General features: G+C 70.1%; 11 protein-coding genes. 5 read left to right on the plus strand and 6 right to left on the minus strand.

Annotated elements, in window-relative coordinates:
• Positions 1 to 277 precede the first annotated feature (277 nt).
• Positions 278 to 1,225: a LysR family transcriptional regulator gene (locus J2850_RS22755; RefSeq protein ID WP_209986731.1), complete on the plus strand. Its 948-nt coding sequence runs from the start codon at positions 278 to 280 to the stop codon at positions 1,223 to 1,225.
• Between the two features lie 172 nt (positions 1,226 to 1,397).
• Complete coding sequence (locus J2850_RS22760; protein WP_209986733.1) at positions 1,398 to 2,504, plus strand: alkene reductase; 1,107 nt, start codon at positions 1,398 to 1,400, stop codon at positions 2,502 to 2,504.
• Between the two features lie 50 nt (positions 2,505 to 2,554).
• Here the strand turns inward: J2850_RS22760 and J2850_RS22765 are convergent, their stop codons facing one another.
• The 6 genes from J2850_RS22765 to tauA all read right to left on the minus strand — a co-directional run bounded on the left by J2850_RS22765 (position 2,555) and on the right by tauA (position 8,389).
• Entirely contained in the window at positions 2,555 to 3,937 is a 1,383-nt protein-coding gene (locus J2850_RS22765) for an aminotransferase family protein (protein ID WP_209986735.1), read from the minus strand.
• Positions 3,938 to 3,985: 48 nt separating this feature from the next.
• Positions 3,986 to 4,747: an SDR family NAD(P)-dependent oxidoreductase gene (locus tag J2850_RS22770; protein ID WP_209986738.1), complete on the minus strand. Its 762-nt coding sequence runs from the start codon at positions 4,745 to 4,747 to the stop codon at positions 3,986 to 3,988.
• A gap of 38 nt (positions 4,748 to 4,785) precedes the next feature.
• Positions 4,786 to 5,538 (minus strand): sulfite exporter TauE/SafE family protein, encoded by a 753-nt coding sequence (locus J2850_RS22775; protein WP_209986740.1) that lies wholly within the window; start codon positions 5,536 to 5,538, stop codon positions 4,786 to 4,788.
• A 121-nt stretch (positions 5,539 to 5,659) separates the two neighbouring features.
• Entirely contained in the window at positions 5,660 to 6,529 is an 870-nt protein-coding gene (locus tag J2850_RS22780; protein ID WP_246513382.1) for an ABC transporter permease subunit, read from the minus strand.
• Complete coding sequence (gene tauB, locus J2850_RS22785; protein WP_209986742.1) at positions 6,526 to 7,335, minus strand: taurine ABC transporter ATP-binding subunit; 810 nt, start codon at positions 7,333 to 7,335, stop codon at positions 6,526 to 6,528. Before tauB ends, J2850_RS22780 begins: the two co-directional genes overlap by 4 nt.
• Before the next feature lie 43 nt (positions 7,336 to 7,378).
• The gene (gene tauA, locus J2850_RS22790; protein WP_209986776.1) at positions 7,379 to 8,389 is read right to left on the minus strand and encodes a taurine ABC transporter substrate-binding protein; all 1,011 of its coding nucleotides are present in this window, start codon (positions 8,387 to 8,389) and stop codon (positions 7,379 to 7,381) included.
• 308 nt (positions 8,390 to 8,697) lie between these two features.
• On the opposite strand from tauA, the gene J2850_RS22795 reads away from it, so the two are divergent.
• The 3 genes from J2850_RS22795 to J2850_RS22805 all read left to right on the plus strand — a co-directional run.
• Complete coding sequence (locus tag J2850_RS22795) at positions 8,698 to 10,194, plus strand: aminotransferase-like domain-containing protein (RefSeq protein WP_209986779.1); 1,497 nt, start codon at positions 8,698 to 8,700, stop codon at positions 10,192 to 10,194.
• Between the two features lie 309 nt (positions 10,195 to 10,503).
• Positions 10,504 to 13,905 carry a tetratricopeptide repeat-containing sulfotransferase family protein gene (locus tag J2850_RS22800; RefSeq protein ID WP_209986783.1) on the plus strand — a complete coding sequence of 1,134 codons (3,402 nt, stop codon included), beginning with the start codon at positions 10,504 to 10,506 and terminating at the stop codon, positions 13,903 to 13,905.
• 506 nt (positions 13,906 to 14,411) lie between these two features.
• Positions 14,412 to 16,693 (plus strand): beta strand repeat-containing protein (locus J2850_RS22805; RefSeq protein ID WP_425514135.1); only part of this gene is annotated, 2,282 nt, incomplete at its 3' end.

A 16,693-nucleotide genomic window follows, 5' to 3' on the forward strand; every position in this document is an offset into this window, starting at 1 on the left:
ACACTCAGGCCGACGGTAACCGCGCATCCATCGCCGGTACCGTCCTCGCCGGATCGATCAGGCGGTGGCGCGGTCGGGCCGGCCGGCATGGCATGGGGAGATTCAAGCCCGGGACGTTGAGGCGCGCGCCATGTCCGCTGCCGTCCGGCCCCATCCTGGAAGGAGGCCAGCCCCCCCGTGGTTGCCAGCTCGACCATCGGCGGTGCCGGTTATGCCGTGGCTTCAGGGCCGGTGCAGCACCAAGTGACAGCACGGCTTGGGCTTCGCAGGGAACCGGATGATGGACTTCTTCGCGGCGTTGACCGCCTTCACCACCGTCGTGGAACGCGGCGCCTTCGCCCGCGCCGCCCGTGAGCTCGGCCAGTCGACCTCCTCCCTGACCCGCCAGGTCGACGCGCTGGAGGAGCGGCTGGGTACGGTCCTGCTGAACCGCTCCACCCGGCGCCTCACGCTGACCGACGCCGGTGCCGCCTATCACGAGCAGGCGTTGCGCATCCTTGCCGACCTGGAGGAGGCGAACCGCGGCGTCGCCGGCGGCGACGGCCCGCCCGCCGGAACGCTGCGCGTGTCGCTCCCCGTCGCCTTCGCGCAGATGCATGTGTCGCCCCTGCTGCCGGACTTCCTGCGCGACCATCCGGCGATCAGGCTGGAGCTGATGCTGACCGACGAGCCGGTGGATCTCGTGGGGCAGCGGGTCGACGTCGCCATCCGCATCGGCGCGCTCGACGCCAGCAGCCTCGTTGCCCGCAAGCTGGCGCCCCTGCGCAGGATCGCCTGCGCCAGCCCCGCCTACCTCGCGGCACGCGGGCTGCCGGAGGAGCCTGCCGACCTCGCCCGCCACGACTGCTGCTGCTTCGCCTACGGCCATGGCGGCCGGGTCTGGCGCTTCGGCCGCGACGGCGACGAGCGGATCGTCCCGGTGAGCGGCCCGGTCCGCGCCAACAACTCCATGCTGCTGCGCGATGCGGCACTGGCCGGGATGGGGGTGATCCTGATGCCGAGCTGGCTCGTCGGCGCCGACATCGAGGCGGGACGCCTGACGCCGCTGCTGCCGGGCTGGACGGCGGATCCCGGCGCCGGGTCCGGCAGTGGCGGCGGTGCAGGGGGCGGCGGCATCCATGCACTCTACCTGCCCAGCCGGAAAGGCTCGCGCACGGTGCGCGCCTTCGTGGATTTCCTGCTGGCCCGCTTCGGCTCGCCACCCCATTGGGACCGCTCCGCCTGAAGCGGCGATCGCACCGCCGCTGTATCGTCGCTGCGCCGCTGCTGGGCCGCTGTTGGGCCGTCGTTGCGGGTGGCGCAAAGATGATCGCCGGAATCCCCTGATTATCCGGCGGCTCCGGACGGGCCATCCTCGCTGCATCCGATCCTGATCGACGCAAACGAGGACCCGAGCGATGCCGTCCCTGTTCTCCCCGCTCCGCGCCGGTGCGCTGGAGCTTCCCAACCGCATCATCATGGCTCCGCTGACCCGCTCGCGCGCCGGGGCGGGCAACGTGCCGACGGCCATGACCGCCGAATACTACCGCCAGCGCGCCACCGCCGGCCTGATCGTCAGCGAGGCGACACAGATTTCCCAGCAGGGCCAGGGCTATGCCTGGACGCCCGGCATCCACGACGAGGCGCAGGTGGCGGGATGGCGGGCGGTGGCGGATGCCGTGCATGGCGCCGGCGGCCGCATGGTCCTGCAGCTCTGGCACGTCGGCCGCGTGTCGCATCCCAGCTTCCAGCCGGGCGGCGCCCTGCCGGTGGCGCCGAGCGCGCTGCCGGTGCCGGGCAAGACCTTCATCGTCGACGAGGCCGGCCAGGGCGTGTGGAGCGACGTGCCGGTGCCGCGGGCGCTGACCCGGCCGGAGATCGCCGACATCCTGTACGACTATGTCGCGGCGGCGCGCAATGCCGTCGCCGCCGGCATGGACGGGGTCGAGATCCACGCCGGCAACGGCTATCTGATCGACCAGTTCATCAACAGCGCCAGCAACCGGCGGACCGACGCCTATGGCGGCAGCCCGCTCAACCGCGCGCGTCTGCTGCTGGAGGTGGTGGACGCCGTCGCCGCCGCCGTCGGCCCGTCGCGCGTCGGTGTGCGCCTGACCCCGATGGGGCGTTTCATGGGGATGGGCGACGACACGCCCGAGGAAACCTACGGCCTGATCGCCGGCGAGCTGAACGTCCGCGGCCTCGCCTATCTCCACCTGGTCGAACCGGAGATCGTCGGCACCGTGCTGGACGACCGGCGCGACCCGCGCTGGGACGCGGTGATGCGCATGATGCGCCAGCTCCACAAGGGCACGCTGATCCGCGCCGGCGGCTACGACCTCCCACGGGCACAGGCGGCGCTGGCCGACGGCCGGGCCGACGCCGTCGCCTTCGGCCGGTCCTTCATCGCCAACCCCGACCTGCCGGCCCGCTTCCGCGCCGGCGCGCCGCTGAACACCCCCGACCAGGCCAGCTTCTTCGGCGGTGGCGCCGCCGGCTACACCGATTACCCGTCCCTGCGGTGACGGCGGCCTTTCAGCCGCCGCCAACTTCACCGGCCGCCTGGCCCCGAGCTTCAGCCGAACACCCGCGCCAAGGCGCCGTCGATCGCCTCGACGATGCGGTCGATGTCGTCCGGCGTGGCGATCAGGGCGGGGCTGAGGCACAGCGTGTTGTTCAGGCCGGGAATCGAGCGGTTGGTGGCGCCGATGATGACGCCCTGCGCCATGCAGTCGGCGATCACCGCCTGCACCCGCTGCTCCTCGGCCGGCTCCTTGCCGTCGCGGTCCTGCACCAGTTCCACCCCGCAGAACAGCCCCTTGCCGCGGACGTCACCGACGGCGGCGTGGCGGTCCGCCAGCCCCCACAGGCCGGCCAGCAGCCGCTCGCCCATCCTCGCCGTGTTGTCGAGCAGCCCCTCGTCCTCGATGATCCGCATGTTCTCCAGCGCCGCCGCCGGGCCGGCGACGCAGCCGCCGAAGGTCGAGATGTCGCGGAAGAAGGATAGCGGGTCGGCCGGGTCGTCCTTGAACAGCTCGAAGATCCGCTCGGTCGTCGCGGTGCAGGAGATGGCGGCATAGCCCGACGCCACCCCCTTGGCCATGGTGACGAAGTCGGGCTGGACGCCGTAATGCTGGTAGCCGAACCATGTCCCGGTGCGGCCGACGCCGCAGACCACCTCGTCGATGTGCAGCAGCACGTCGTGGCGGCGGCAGATGTCCTGCACCTTCTCCCAATAGCCCTTGGGCGGGGTGATGACGCCGCCGCCGGCGGTGATCGGCTCCAGGCACAGCGCGCCGATGCTGTCGGGACCCTCGCGCAGGATCACCGCCTCGATGGCGTCGGCGGCCATCTCGCCGTAATTCTCCACCGCGCCGTACTGGCTGCGGTATTCCAGGCAGTGCGGCACCTCGACGAAGCCGTCGGGGAAGGGGCCGAACTGCTCGCGGCGCTGCGCCTGCCCGGCGGCGGCCAGCGTGCCCAGCGTGGTGCCGTGATAGTCGCGCTCGCGGTAGAGGATCTTCCACTTGCGGCCGCCGTGGTGCCGGTGCGCGATCTGGCGCACCATCTTGAACACCTTCTCGTTCGCCTCCGAGCCGGAGTTGGAATAGTAGATCCGGCTCATGCCCGGCATCTTGGCGATCAGCTTCTCGGCGAAGCGGGCGCCGGCGATCGACCCGGCGGAGTTGGCGAAGTAGTTGAGCCGGACCAACTGGTCGCGCACCGCGTCGGCGATGCTGGCCCGGCCGTAGCCGACATTGACCGTCCACACGCCGCCGGACACCGCGTCGAGATACTCGCGTCCGGCGGCGTCCCACAGCCGCATCCCCTTGCCGTCCACGAAGATCCGCGGATCGCTGGTCTCGAAGCCCTTGTGCTGGGTCAGGTGGTGCCAGACATGGGCACGGTCGGCTTCGATGACGTGGCGGATGTCGTTGGTCCGAAGGATGTCATCCATCGGTCTTCTCCTCGGGTGTGCAGGGCTGGGGGAGGGCGGCCGCCCGCCTCAGGCCGGCGTCTCGCGGTGGATGCGGAACGGCGACCAGGACTGGCTGACCGGCATGATCTCAAGGCTGTTGATGTTGACGTGCGGCGGCAGCGAGGCCACCCAGCGCACCGTCTCGGCGATGTCCTCCGGCTGCAGCGGGTTGGCGCCGGCATAGAGCGCGTCATAGGCCGCCTTGTCGCCGCCGGTGCGCACCAGGGTGAACTCGCTCTCCGACAGGCCGGGCTCGATCGAGGTCACCCGCACGCCCTGGGCCGACAGGTCGCAGCGCAGGCCGAGCGAGAACTGCTTCACGAAGGCCTTTGTGGCGCCGTAGACGTTGCCGCCGGGATAGGGCCAGTTGGAGGCGACCGACGCCAGGTTGACGATCAGGCCGCGGCTGGCGATCAGGCGGTCGAGCAGCAGGCGCGTGATCGTCACCAGTCCGGTGACGTTGGTGTCGATCATCGTCTTCCACTGATCGAGGTCGCAGTCCTGCGCCGCCCCGGTGCCGAGCGCCAGCCCGGCGTTGTTGACCAGCAGCGAGATGGCGCGGAACTCCTCCGGCAGCGACTGCAGCGCCGCGGCGGTCGCCGCCTCGTCGCGGATGTCGAAGCACAGCGGATGGACATGGGCGGGGCCGCCGAGCGCCTCCACCAGGGCGTCGAGCCGGTCGCGGCGGCGGCCGGTGGCGATGATCCGCCAGCCGTCGGCGACCAGGCTGCGGGCGATGGCGTCGCCGAAACCCGAAGTGGCGCCGGTGACGATTGCGATGTTCGGCATGGTGGTGTCTTTCTTGGTGATTGGCTTCGTGGTTGGCGTCAATGCTGAAGGAAGCCGACTTTAAGCGCAAAGCCGGCCTGGATCAGCCCGCCAATCGCGACGGCCAGCAGTCCGCCGGAAGCAAGCCGCCGCCAGGCGTCGAAGCCGAGGCGCGAGGCGAGCAGGCGCCCGGCGGCGAAGCCGGCCAGCGTCGGCAGGGTGAAGGCGGCGAGCAGCCCGATCACCTCGGCGTCCAGCGCCCCCAGCAGCCCGCGGCCGACCAGGCTCAGCGCATCGACCGCACCGAAGAACACCGCCAGCGTCCCCTTGATGGTCCGCCGGTCCCGCCCGCCGGCCAGCAGCCACGCCGCCATCAGCGGCCCGCCGACCGCGAAGGCGGCGAGCAGCCCGCCCACGACGAAGGCGATCACCGCGCCGAAGCTGCGGTGGGCCAGCCAGGACGGCGGCCGGCGGACCAGGGCGACGCAGGCCGCCGCGAAGATGGCCACCGCGACCAGCAGCTTCGACGTCGCCTCGTCGAGCTGCACCGCCAGCAGGCTGCCGCACAGCGCCCCGGCGAAGCCCCCCGCCAGCAGCCGCCGCGTTACCGTCCAGTCGACCGCCCCCTGGTCGCGGTCGAGCAGCAGGAAGGCGGTGAGCATCAGGTCGGCGACCAGGATGAAGGGGACGCCGGCCGTCGGCGACGGCAGCAGCAGCAGCCCCAGCGCCGCGATCAGGGCGTACCCGAACCCGGTCACCCCGCGGAACGCGGCGGCGACGAAGGTCACGCCCCCGAAGAGGACCATGGACATGAGCAGTGTTCCAGGAGCCAATCCCCTCTCCCGCCTCGGCCGACCGAAGGTCGGTCCGAACGCGGGGGAGGGTTAGGGAGGGGGTAACCGGCAGGAGTGCCAGCGTCGGCGCAATCCGCCCTCAGACCTTCCCCTTCCACGGCACCAGCCGGCGTTCCAGCCAGCGCATGCCGAATTCGAAGATCGCCGCGAAGAAGCCGATCACGAAGATCCCCATCAGCACGATGTCGGTGCGCAGGAAGTTCGAGGCGTTGAGCACCATCTGGCCGATGCCGGTCGAGGCGGCGACCATCTCGGCGGCGACCAGCGTCGTCCAGCCCACCCCCATGCCGATCCGCAGGCCGACCAGGATGTCGGGCAGGGCGGCCGGCAGCACCACGTGCAGCACCACCTGGGTGCGGCTGGCGCCGAGCGCCCGCGCGGCATTGACCTGGTCGGCCGCCGCCGCCGACACGCCGGCGCGGGCCGCCAGCGCCACCGGCGCGAAGCAGGCGAGGAAGATCAGCAGCACCTTCGACGTCTCGCCGATGCCGAACCAGATGATCACCAGCGGCAGGTAGGCCAGCGGCGGCAGCGGCCGGTAGAACTCGATGAAGGGGTCGAGCGCCGCCCGCAGGCTCGGGCTGAGGCCGGTGGCCAGCCCCACCGGGATGCCGATCAGTGCCGCCAGCAGGAAGGCGCCGACCACCCGCAGCAGGCTCATCAGCACATGCTCGGTCAGCGGCGCGCCGTCGATCCGCCCGTCGGCGGCGTCGAGGAAGGCCTGCACAACCGTGCCGATCTTCGGCAGGAACAGCGGCTTCAGCAGGCCCTGGTTGGTGACGGCGGCCCACAGCGCCAGCGCCGCCAGGATGGCGAGCAGGCTGATCAGCGCCGGCTTCGGCCGGTAGCCCTGCATCGCCATGCGCATCCGGCGGGCCGGAACCAGCCCGGTGCGCATGCCCTCGAAGCTGTCCTCGCGCTTGGCGGCGTCCGTCGCGGTCGGTTTCATGCGGCCTCTCCCTTGCTGAGCTGTCCGTCACCCCGGTCTTCGTCGCGGTCGTGGATGAAGCCCAGCACCTGTTCGCGCATGGCGATGAAGTCGGGGGAGGACTTGACCGCCCGCGCGTCCTGCCCGGCGAGGAAGCGGCGGCTGAAGTCCAGCGGGATGGTCTTGGCGATCCGGCCCGGCCGCGGCGTCATGATGATCAGCTTGGTGGCGAGGAAGATCGCCTCCTCGACCTCGTGGGTGATGAAGAAGGCCATCTTCTTCGTCTCGGCCCACAGCTTCAGGATCAGCTCCTGGACCTGTTCGCGGGTGAAGGCGTCGAGCGCCCCCAGCGGCTCGTCCATCAGCAGCATGCGCGGGTCGGCGGCCAGCGCGCGGGCGATGCCGACGCGCTGCTGCATGCCGCCCGACAGCTCGTAGATCTTCTTGTCGGCAAAGGCGGCCAGCCCGACCAGCTCCAGCATGCTGCGGGCGCGCGCCAGCCGCTCGGCCTTGCCCATGCCCTGCATCCTGAGGCCGAAGGCGACGTTCTCGACCACGTTCAGCCAGGGCATCAGGGCATGGCGCTGGAACACCACGCCGCGGTCGGCGCCCGGCCCGGTGACCGGCTTCCCGTCGAGCAGGATGTCCCCGTCGGTCACCGGCAGGAAGCCGGCGATGCAGGACAGCAGGGTCGTCTTGCCGCAGCCCGACGCGCCCAGCGCCACCACGAACTCGCCCGGCTCGATGGTCAGGTTGACCCAGGACAGCGCCACGGTGGCGCTTTCGCCGGCACCGTACTGGACGCTGACATTGCGGATGTCGAGCATGGGAACCTCCTGCAGGAATGGCCGGCGCCGGTCGCGCGACGGATCAGGGCTTGATCGCCGCCTTCACCACGTCCGCCGTCACGAACGGCCCGTAGTCGGGGGCCAGCTCGGTGACGCGGCCCTGGCTCTTCAGGAACTCCGCGGTCGATTTCAGCGCTTCCGCCGCGCCGCCGCCCAGCCACTCCTTGGAGGCCTGCTCGTCCGGCGTCAGGAAGCGGTAGGCGGCCAGCCCGTCCGGCACGTCGGCCGGTGCCGCACCCGTCCATTTGGCGACCGCCGCCACCTGCGGCGAGCCGGCGGTCCAGCTCTTGCCGGTCTTGGCATAGTCGGCGTCGGCGGCGGCCAGCAGCTTGACGAACGTGGTCATGAAGCCGGGGTTGGCGGCCATGAAGTCCTTGGTGGCGACGATGCCGTCGAAGGTCGCCTTGCCCTTCCTGGCGAAGTCGCCGGCGCTGGCGACGACGGTGCCGTTCTTCTTGGCGGCGGTCAGCACCGGCGCCCAGATGAAGGTGGCATCGATGTCGCCGCGCTCCCAGGCCGCCGCGATCTCCGGCGGGCGCATGTTCAGCAGCTTGACGTCCTTGGCCGACAGCCCGGCCTCCTGCAGGGCGTACATGAGCTGGTAGTGCGAGGTCGACACGAAGGGCACGGCGACCGTCTTGCCCTTGAGGTCGGCGATGCTCTTGATGCCGCTGCCGTTGCGCGCCACGAGCTGCTCGGCGTTGGCGATGTCGTCGAGGATCCAGAACAGCGTGATCGGCAGCCCCTGCGACGCCGCGGCGGCGATCGGAGAGGAGCCGGCCTCGCCGACGTCGACGTTGCCCGACGACATGGCGCGGATGACGTCGCCGCCGCCGCCGAACTTGACCCACTTCACCGTGTAGCCGGTCTGCTTCTCCAGCTCGCCGCTCTCCATCAGCACGCGGATGGGAGTCATCATGTCCTGGTAGGCGAAGGTGACGCTCTTCCCCGCGGCGGCGGCCGGAGCGGCGGCCCCGACCAGCGTGCCGAGAGCGACGACGGCGGTGGCGAGCACGGTCTTGGCAAATCTCATTGCGAGGGTCTCCGTCGAAGCCGATCGCTGCGATGCGACCATTGGGGCGATGCGGCCATTAGGACCCGAGCGGCCCCCATGCCGAAAGGTCCAGATCCCTCCGGTTTGCAGCGGTGACTGGTTCAACGGGCTTGCGGCTGCCGCTTTCGGCGCCATGTGCTGCCGATTCGACCAATGGCCGCTGCCGTGGCTGAAAAACAGGCTGCCGGCCCTGTCCCTCCGGCCGCATCGCACCCTTTGCCGGGCGGCACCCTTCTTGCTTTTGCCGGCGGCAGGAAAAACGCCGGCAGGAGCAACGGGTCCGGGGCATGCAGATCGACAGCGCGTGGCGGCTTCTCTTCGGCGGGATGGAGCGCGACCCTCAGGGGCTCAGCCTGCAGATCCGCGGCATCATCGCCCAGGCGATCGAGACCGGCGTCCTGGCGCCCGACACCCGGATGCCGTCCAGCCGCGGCCTTGCCGAGGCGCTTGGCATCTCGCGCAACACCGTCAACGCCGCCTATCAGGGGCTGATCGACGACGGCTTCCTGGTGGCGCGCGAGCGCAGCGGCTGCTTCGTCGCCACGGCTGAGGACAAGCCGGCCGCCTCCTCCCCGGCGGTTCCCGCCGCCACTGCCGCCACCACTGCCGCCGCGGCCACCGACTGGTCGGCGCGCTTCGCCATCCGCCCGTCGCGGCTGCCGCAGATCACCAAGCCGCGCGACTGGATGGACCATCCCTATCCCTTCCTGTTCGGCCAGTTCGACCCCAGCCTGTTCCCGACCAACCAGTGGCGCGAGAGCGTCAAGGCGGCGTCCAGCGTCCAGGAGATCACGCGCTGGGCGCGCGACATGATCGACGACGACGACCCCGACCTGCTGGAGCAGCTCCGCCTGAAGGTGCTGCCCCGGCGCGGCATCTTCGCGGCACCGGGCGAGGTCATCATCACCATCGGCTCGCAGCATGCGCTGTCGATGCTGGTGCAGCTCCTTGTCGGCCGCGACACGCCGGTGGGGGTCGAGAACCCGGGCTATCCCGACCTCCGCCACATGGTCGGCTTGGCGACCGGCGACATGCGGGCGCTGACCTGCGACCGCCACGGCGTGGTTCCCGACGCGCTGTTCGCCGGCCGCCGGGTCGCCTTCGTGACGGTCGGCCACCAGTGCCCGACCACCGCCGTGATGCCGATCGGGCGGCGGCGCGAGCTGCTGGACGCCGCCGCCCGCCACGGCGTCGTCCTGGTCGAGGACGATTACGAGTCCGACCTGTCGGTGGAGGGCGAAGCCGACCTGCCCTGCCTGAAGAGCCTCGATAAGGCCGGCTGCGTGATCTACACCGGCAGCTTCTCCAAGATCCTGGCGCCGGGGCTGCGCATCGGCTACGTCGTGGCGCCAAGGCCGGTGATCGACGAACTGCGGGTCCTGCGGCGGCTGATGCTGCGGCACCCGCCGACCAACAACCAGCGCAGCCTCGCCACCTTCATCCTGCTCGGCCATTACCGCCAGCACCTGCGCCGCACCGCGGCGGTGCTGGAGGAGCGGGCGGCCCGCATCGCCGACCTGCTGCCGGAGCTGATGCCGTCCTGCCGCGCCCGCCGCGACTTCGGCGCCAAGAGCTTCTGGATCGAAGGCCCGCCCGGCCTGGACAGCCGCGACCTCGTGCGGGCGGCGCGCGCCCAGGGGGTGCTGATCGAGCCCGGCGACGTCTTCTTCATCGACCCGGCGGAAGGGCGGCGCTTCTTCCGCCTCGGCTTCACCTCGATCGCCACGCACCGGATCGAGCCCGGATTGCGCCGCCTCGCCGGCCTGCTGTCCGGTGCACGGTGAGGGTGCGCCGGAACGGGGGATCGGGGCCTCCTCAAGCAAGGGCCATCGCAAGGACCGTGTGAAATTACACCCGCCCGAAGCATAAGATAGAAATGCATAAGATAGAAATCGGGGCAACAGGAGGGCGGCCGGCCGCTGTGGCCAAGGCTCCGCTCAAAAACATGGACACTAGTTGACCGGAGTGGGATGGTGGCCCACTTCGCATCCAGCCGAACTATAGTGTCAAGGTCGCTGTTTATGGCCCGAAAGCGTGTCCCGCCGCAGAAACCGCAATCCCGGCCCCAGGAGTCTTTCAGTATCGAGGAGGCATTGGGCCGGGCCTATGCCCACTGGAATGCCGGACAGGCCGATCAGGCCGAGATGCTGTGCCAGCGGATCCTGGCGGCATGGCCGGGGCAGGCCGACGCGCTGCACCTGCTCGGGCTGATGGCCCATGCCTTCGGCAATGCCGACCTGGCGATCCAGTATCTGCGGCTGGCCTGCCAGGCGCCGCGCGCGCCGGCGGTCTTCTTCAGCAACCTGGCGGAGATGTGCCGCCGCCGCGGCCTGATGGACGAGGCGGAAACCGCGGCGCGCCGGGCCACCGCGCTCGATTCCGCCATGCTCGGCGCCTGGAACAACCTCGGCATCATCTTGCAGGAGACGGGAAAGCTTGCGGAAAGCGCCATCTGCCTGGAACGCGTGACGGCCGGCGATCCGAACAGTCCGGAGGCGCACAACAACCTCGCCAACACCTACATGCGGTTGGGGCGGCTCGACCTCGCCAAGCGCCATTACGACCAGGCCGTTTCGCTGCGGCCGGACTATGCGGAGGCGCACAGCAACCTCGGCCACCTGCTGTGCGACCTCGGCCGCTTCGAGCAGGCGGCGGCGGAAGCCCGGCTGGCGATCGACCTGAACCCGCGGCTGGGCGACGCCTACCTGAACCTCGCCCAGGCGGAATCGGCGCGCAACCGGCTCGGCGAGGCGCTGCGCTGGGTGTCGTCCCTGCTCGGCATCGCGCCCGCCCATTCCGGCGCCCTCGGCGCCAAGGCGAACATTCTCAAGCAGCTCGACCGGCTGGAGGAGGCACTGGACGCCGCCACCGCGGCGGTGGCGGCGGCGCCGCAGGATGCCGGCGTCCACAATGTCCTGGGCGAGGTCCAGCAGGCGCTGGGCCGCACGGACGAGGCACTGGCCTCTTTCGAGCAGGCCGCCCGGCTGCCCGGCACGGTGGCGGAGGCCGCCGGCGTCAACGGCGCCGTGCTGCTGATGGAGGCCGGGCGGCCGGAGGAGGCGCTGGCGCGCTTCGACGCCGTCCTGGCGGCCAATCCGCGCAACGTCTCCGCCTGGTCCAACCGTGCCGACCTGAAGAGCTTCTCCGCCGGCGACCCCGACATCGCCCGGATGGAGGCGCTGCTCGGTCCGCAGGGGGTGGCCGGCTTTCTCGACCGCATGCGACTGCACTTCGCGCTGGGCAAGGCCTATCTCGATGGCGGCGATTCCGACCGTGCCTTCCTCCATCTCGGGGAAGGCAACCGCATGAAGCGCTCGGTCGTCAGCTTCGATGCCGGCGCCACCGCGGCTTGGATGGCGTCCATCGCCGACGCCTTCCCGCCGGCCCTGTTCGACCGCCTCGCCGGTGCCGGCGCGCCGTCGGACCGGCCGATCTTCGTGCTGGGGATGCCGCGGTCGGGCACGACGCTGGTGGAGCAGATCCTCGCGTCCCACCCGGCGGTCGTCGGGGCCGGCGAGTTGGGCGTGCTCCAGAACCTGATCGCCGAGACGGGGGCCTATCCCGGCTTCGTCGGCGCGTTGGACGAAGCCGGCCTCGCCGGCCTCGGGGACCGCTATCTCGCCGTGGTCGCACGCCGGGTCGGGGTGGGAACGCACATCGTGGACAAGATGCCGGCGAACTTCCTCTATGCCGGCCTGATCCACCTGATGCTGCCCAACGCGCGCATCGTCCATTGCCGGCGTGATCCGGTCGACACCTGCCTGTCCTGCTACACCAAGCTGTTCGCGGCCGAGCAGCAGTTCGCCTACGACCTGTCCGAACTGGGGCGCTTCCATCGCGCCTACCAGGAGCTGACGGCGCATTGGCGGCGGGTGCTGCCGGCCGACCGCTTCATCGAAATCGAGTACGAGGCGCTGGTCGAGGATCTGGACGGCGAGACGCGCCGCCTGCTCGGCGCGCTCGGGCTGCCCTGGACCGATGCCTGCCTGGACTTCCATCGAACGGCGCGCCGGGTCAGGACCGCCAGCCTCAACCAGGTGCGCAAGCCGCTGTACCGCAGCTCGGTCGGGCGCTGGCGGCGGCATGCCCGGCATCTCGCTCCCCTGCTGTCGGCACTCGGCATGGAAGGCGGCGGGGGCATCCAGGGCGCCGGGGGCGATGGCGAACCGGCGTCCTCGCCCCTCCCCACCCACGTCCCGCCGCCCGCGCCGTCCGCCGCTCCCACTTCCGCCGCTCCCAACTCCGTCCTGGCCAAGGCAGCGCCTGCGGTCGCGCCGCAACCGTCCCTTGATCCGGCAGAACTGGAAAAGCGGGTCCTTCCCCTGCTTCGCGAGGGCCGTTTCGAGGATGCCGAGGCGCTGATCCGCCCGCATCTCGTCGGCGGATCGGCGCCTCTGTTCCTGTGGCGGCTGCTGGTCCAGGCGATCCGTCCCCAGGGCCGGCTCGCCGAGGTGCGGTCGATCCAGCAGATGCTGGTCGAAGCGATGCCGGGCGATCTCGCCGGCCGCTTCGACCTTGCCGAGACCGCCTTGCTCCTGGGTGACTTTGAGCTCGGCTGGCGGGAATACCATTGGCGCTACAGCCTTCCCCACACGACGCGCATCGAGCGCAAGATCCAGCAGCCGCGCTGGGACGGCCGGCCGATCCCCGGCAAGACGCTGCTGATCCATGACGAGCAGGGCTTCGGCGACAGCTTCCAGTTCCTGCGCCTGGTCCGCCGCGCCAAGGAGCGCAGCGGCGCGCGCGTCATCCTGGAGGTCAAGAGCGAGTGCCTGTCGCTTGCGCAAAGGGCAGTGCGAGGGGCGGCGCGAGGGTCGGGGCAAGGGGCGGCGCAGTTGGCGGTGCCGCCGCTCGGCTGCGACGAGATCATCACCCACGGAACCCTGCCGCCGCCGCACGACGTCCATTGCGAACTGATGTCCCTGCCGATGGTGACCGGCCTGCGGCTTGACGATCTTCCCGGGACGGTGCCCTACCTGGCGCCCGACCCGGAGCGGGTCGCCAAGTGGCGAAGCAGATTTGCCGGCCTGCCGCGTCCCCTCGTGGCCCTGGTGTGGGCCGGGCGGCCGACCCATCAGAACGACGCCAACCGCTCGCTGTCTCTGGCGACGCTGGCGCCGCTGGCCGTGCCGGGCGCCACCTTCCTCGCCCTCCAGAAGGGACCGAAGGCGGCGGAGGCACAGCAGCCGCCTGCCGGCATGTCCCTGGTCGCGCTGGACGGCGAGATCAAGGACTTCGACGACACGGCGGCCATCCTGGCGCTGGCCGACCTGCTGGTCACCGTCGACTCCTCCCCCGCCCATCTGGCGGGTGCGCTCGGGCGTCCGGCCTGGGTGCTGCTTCCCTTCATCCCGGACTGGCGCTGGCTGATGGACCGCGAGGACACGCCCTGGTACCCGAGCCTCCGCCTGTTCCGCCAGGCCGCGAGGGGCCGGTGGGACGAGCCGCTGGCACGGGTCGCCGAAGAACTGCGGAATTTCCGGGGCGGTCCGTAGCCGAGCGTCCGGTTTCTGGTGCCGGGCTCGCCGAGACGAAGTCGTCCACGCATCGATCAGATGCCTTCATGGTGGCGAACCAGCATCGGATCGGGACCGGCGATCCGGAGCCGGGATTGGTGTTCGCCACCGAACCGCCGCACATCGAGCACCCGCCGACCGTCACTTTTGATTGTAAATCGCGGGTCAACCCAATGAGAGCAGGGAGGCGGTTCGTCGGACGGCGTCTTCCTGATTGAAACATAAAGCCATGCGGAGGCGGGCGCGAAGAATTTCGTGAAAAAGAACACGTCTTCAAACTCACCTCAAATATTCTGCGCCTTTCTTAAGAACTCTCTTTGCGTCTGACCGTTGCAATTTGTCGGAATTTGACCGCCGCAAAATCGGCAAATGATCTATACAAAAGTCGTATACGTGACGGAAATTCTTGCGGGAAGCTGGCCATGCTCGCTGGTGCGGAGTCGGGTGACCATGTGATGTTTTGGTCGTCCAGGTTGCGGGGTGGCGTGCGTCGTCAACTGCGTGGCGGCGTCTCCTCCCTCCCGCTGTGCCTTGGATGGATGGTCCTGGCCGCCAACGTGGCCGAGGCCGCCCCGTGCCCCCTCGCCGGGCCGAACGCCATCCTTTCGGCAGCTTGCAGCGGACCCATCTCCGCCAACGCATTCACCGGCCTGTCCATCACCAGCACCGGGACCATCGCCGGTGGGGCCACAGGCGTCAGCAACAGCGGAATCATCCTTGGCACGCTGACCAACAGCGGCACGATCAACGGCTCCAGCAATGCCGCGGTCGTCAATTCCGGCCGCATCGACATGCTGCTCAATGGCAGCGTCATCAATTCCGGCATGGTCGGCGTCAGCAACAGAACGGGCGGCACGATCGGCACGCTGACCAACAATGGCCGTATCGCTGGCGGTCACGCCGACGCTATCGAGAATGCCGGCAATATCGGCAAGCTCGACAACGCCGGAACGATTGATAGCGACATCTGGAATAGCGGCCGTATCGACGTCATCACCAACAGCGGCAGGATCAGCACCTCCAGCACCGCGATCATCAACGGCGGTACGATCGGCACTCTGACCAACAGCGGGACGATCATGGCCTCCAAGGCCATCTCCACGTCCGGCCTTCTGGGCACGATCACCAACAGCGGAATGATCGCCGGCCACATCTCCAGCACCTCGACCAACACGCTGTTGATCAACGGCGGCAGTGGATCGACCTTCGGCACCTTGACCGGCGTTACGGGCTCGATCACCAGCAGCGACATGGGCACCATTGGCAGTTCCAGGGCCGGCGTCGTATTCGCCTCCGGCAACCTGCTGCTGAACGACCATGTCAGCGTCGGTTCGAATACGGTGACCAACAGCGGCGCGACGCTGAAGATCGTCAACCCGGTCACCATCACCGGCAGCTACAGCCAGACCGGCGGTACGCTGACCTCGAAGGCATCGAACCCGTCGACCTACGCCGTCCTGAACGTCTCGGGCGATGCGACCGTCACCAACTCCACCGTGGTCATCAGCGGCGCTGGCCTGTCGGATGGCAACAGCTTCACCATCGTGCGTGCGGGCGGCACCGGTAGCTACGTCAACGATACCGCCCTGGTGGATGGAACCACCGGTCTCACAGCCGCGGTCACCACCGTGAACAACAGGCTCGTGGTCACGCTGGTGAGTGGTTCGGTCTCGCCTCCTCCTCCGCCTCCGCCGCCGCCATCCCCACCCGCACCTCCACCACCGCCACCGGTCGTGGTTTCTCCCCCCTCTCCGCCGCCGCCCGTCGTGGTTCCGCCGCCGGTGACCGGGGTGATCGACACCAGCAAGGGCAGCTTCGGCAACACCGATGGTGCGGTGCGGTCCAGCACCGTCACCTTCGACGGCGGCACGCTGAAGCCGTTTACCGCGCTGACCCTGGCCCAGGCCGTCACCATCACTGGCAACAGCGGTACCATCGATCCCAACGGCACCGCCGTCATCCTGTCGGGCGGTGTCGGCGGTCCGGGTGCCCTGACCGTCGCCGGTCCCGGCAGCGTCACCGTGTCCGGCACCGTCGCCAACGGCGGCGGCATCGCCGTCCGCCAGGGCGTGCTCGGCGTCACCTCCGGCGGCGCGGTCACCACCGCGGTCACCGTCGGCGCCGGCGGCAGCGTCACCGTCGGCTCGCACGGCACCATCTCCGGCAATCTCACCGCAAGCGGCGGCACCATCGCCGTCGGCTCCGGCGGCATCGTCAAGGGTGCGCTTGCCGTCGACGGCGGCACCGCCAGCGTCAGCGGCATCGTCGCCGCTCCCGTCACCGTCAGCAACGGCGGCTCGGTCGTCGTCAACGCCGGCGGCGGCATCGCCGGGGCCGGGCTGTCGGTCGCCAACGGCTCCGTCACCGTCGCCCGCAACGGCATCGTCAGCGCTCCGGTCACCGTCAACGGCGGCGGCACCGCCACCGTCGACGGCGCCGTCATGGCCCCGGTGACCGTCACCGGCGGCAGCCTCGCCGTCGAGACCACCGGCAGCACCGGTGCCATCACCGTCGACCAGGGCGGCGCCGCCAGGGTCAACGGCATCGCCGCCAGCACCGTCGACGTGAAGACCGGCTCCACCCTCGGCGGCAGCGGCACCATCCTGGGGGCCACCACGGTGGCCGGCACGCTGTCGCCCGGCAACTCGCCGGGTGTGCTGACCGTACAGTCGGCCGTCACCCTGACCGGCACCAGCGTCTACCGCGCCGAGATCGACGGCCCCACCGCCGGCAGCGGCGCCGGCCACCACGACCAGGTCGCGGTGCA

The organism is Azospirillum picis, assembly GCF_017876115.1.
In the GTDB taxonomy this organism is placed as follows: Bacteria; Pseudomonadota; Alphaproteobacteria; order Azospirillales; family Azospirillaceae; genus Azospirillum; species Azospirillum picis.

Coding starts and splice junctions, on each gene's coding strand:
- J2850_RS22755 (WP_209986731.1), top strand. CDS start 278: ATGATGGACTTCTTCGCGGCGTTGACCGCCTTCACCACCGTCGTGGAA.
- J2850_RS22760 (WP_209986733.1), top strand. CDS start 1,398: ATGCCGTCCCTGTTCTCCCCGCTCCGCGCCGGTGCGCTGGAGCTTCCC.
- J2850_RS22765 (WP_209986735.1), bottom strand. CDS start 3,937: ATGGATGACATCCTTCGGACCAACGACATCCGCCACGTCATCGAAGCC.
- J2850_RS22770 (WP_209986738.1), bottom strand. CDS start 4,747: ATGCCGAACATCGCAATCGTCACCGGCGCCACTTCGGGTTTCGGCGAC.
- J2850_RS22775 (WP_209986740.1), bottom strand. CDS start 5,538: ATGTCCATGGTCCTCTTCGGGGGCGTGACCTTCGTCGCCGCCGCGTTC.
- J2850_RS22780 (WP_246513382.1), bottom strand. CDS start 6,529: ATGAAACCGACCGCGACGGACGCCGCCAAGCGCGAGGACAGCTTCGAG.
- tauB (WP_209986742.1), bottom strand. CDS start 7,335: ATGCTCGACATCCGCAATGTCAGCGTCCAGTACGGTGCCGGCGAAAGC.
- tauA (WP_209986776.1), bottom strand. CDS start 8,389: ATGAGATTTGCCAAGACCGTGCTCGCCACCGCCGTCGTCGCTCTCGGC.
- J2850_RS22795 (WP_209986779.1), top strand. CDS start 8,698: ATGCAGATCGACAGCGCGTGGCGGCTTCTCTTCGGCGGGATGGAGCGC.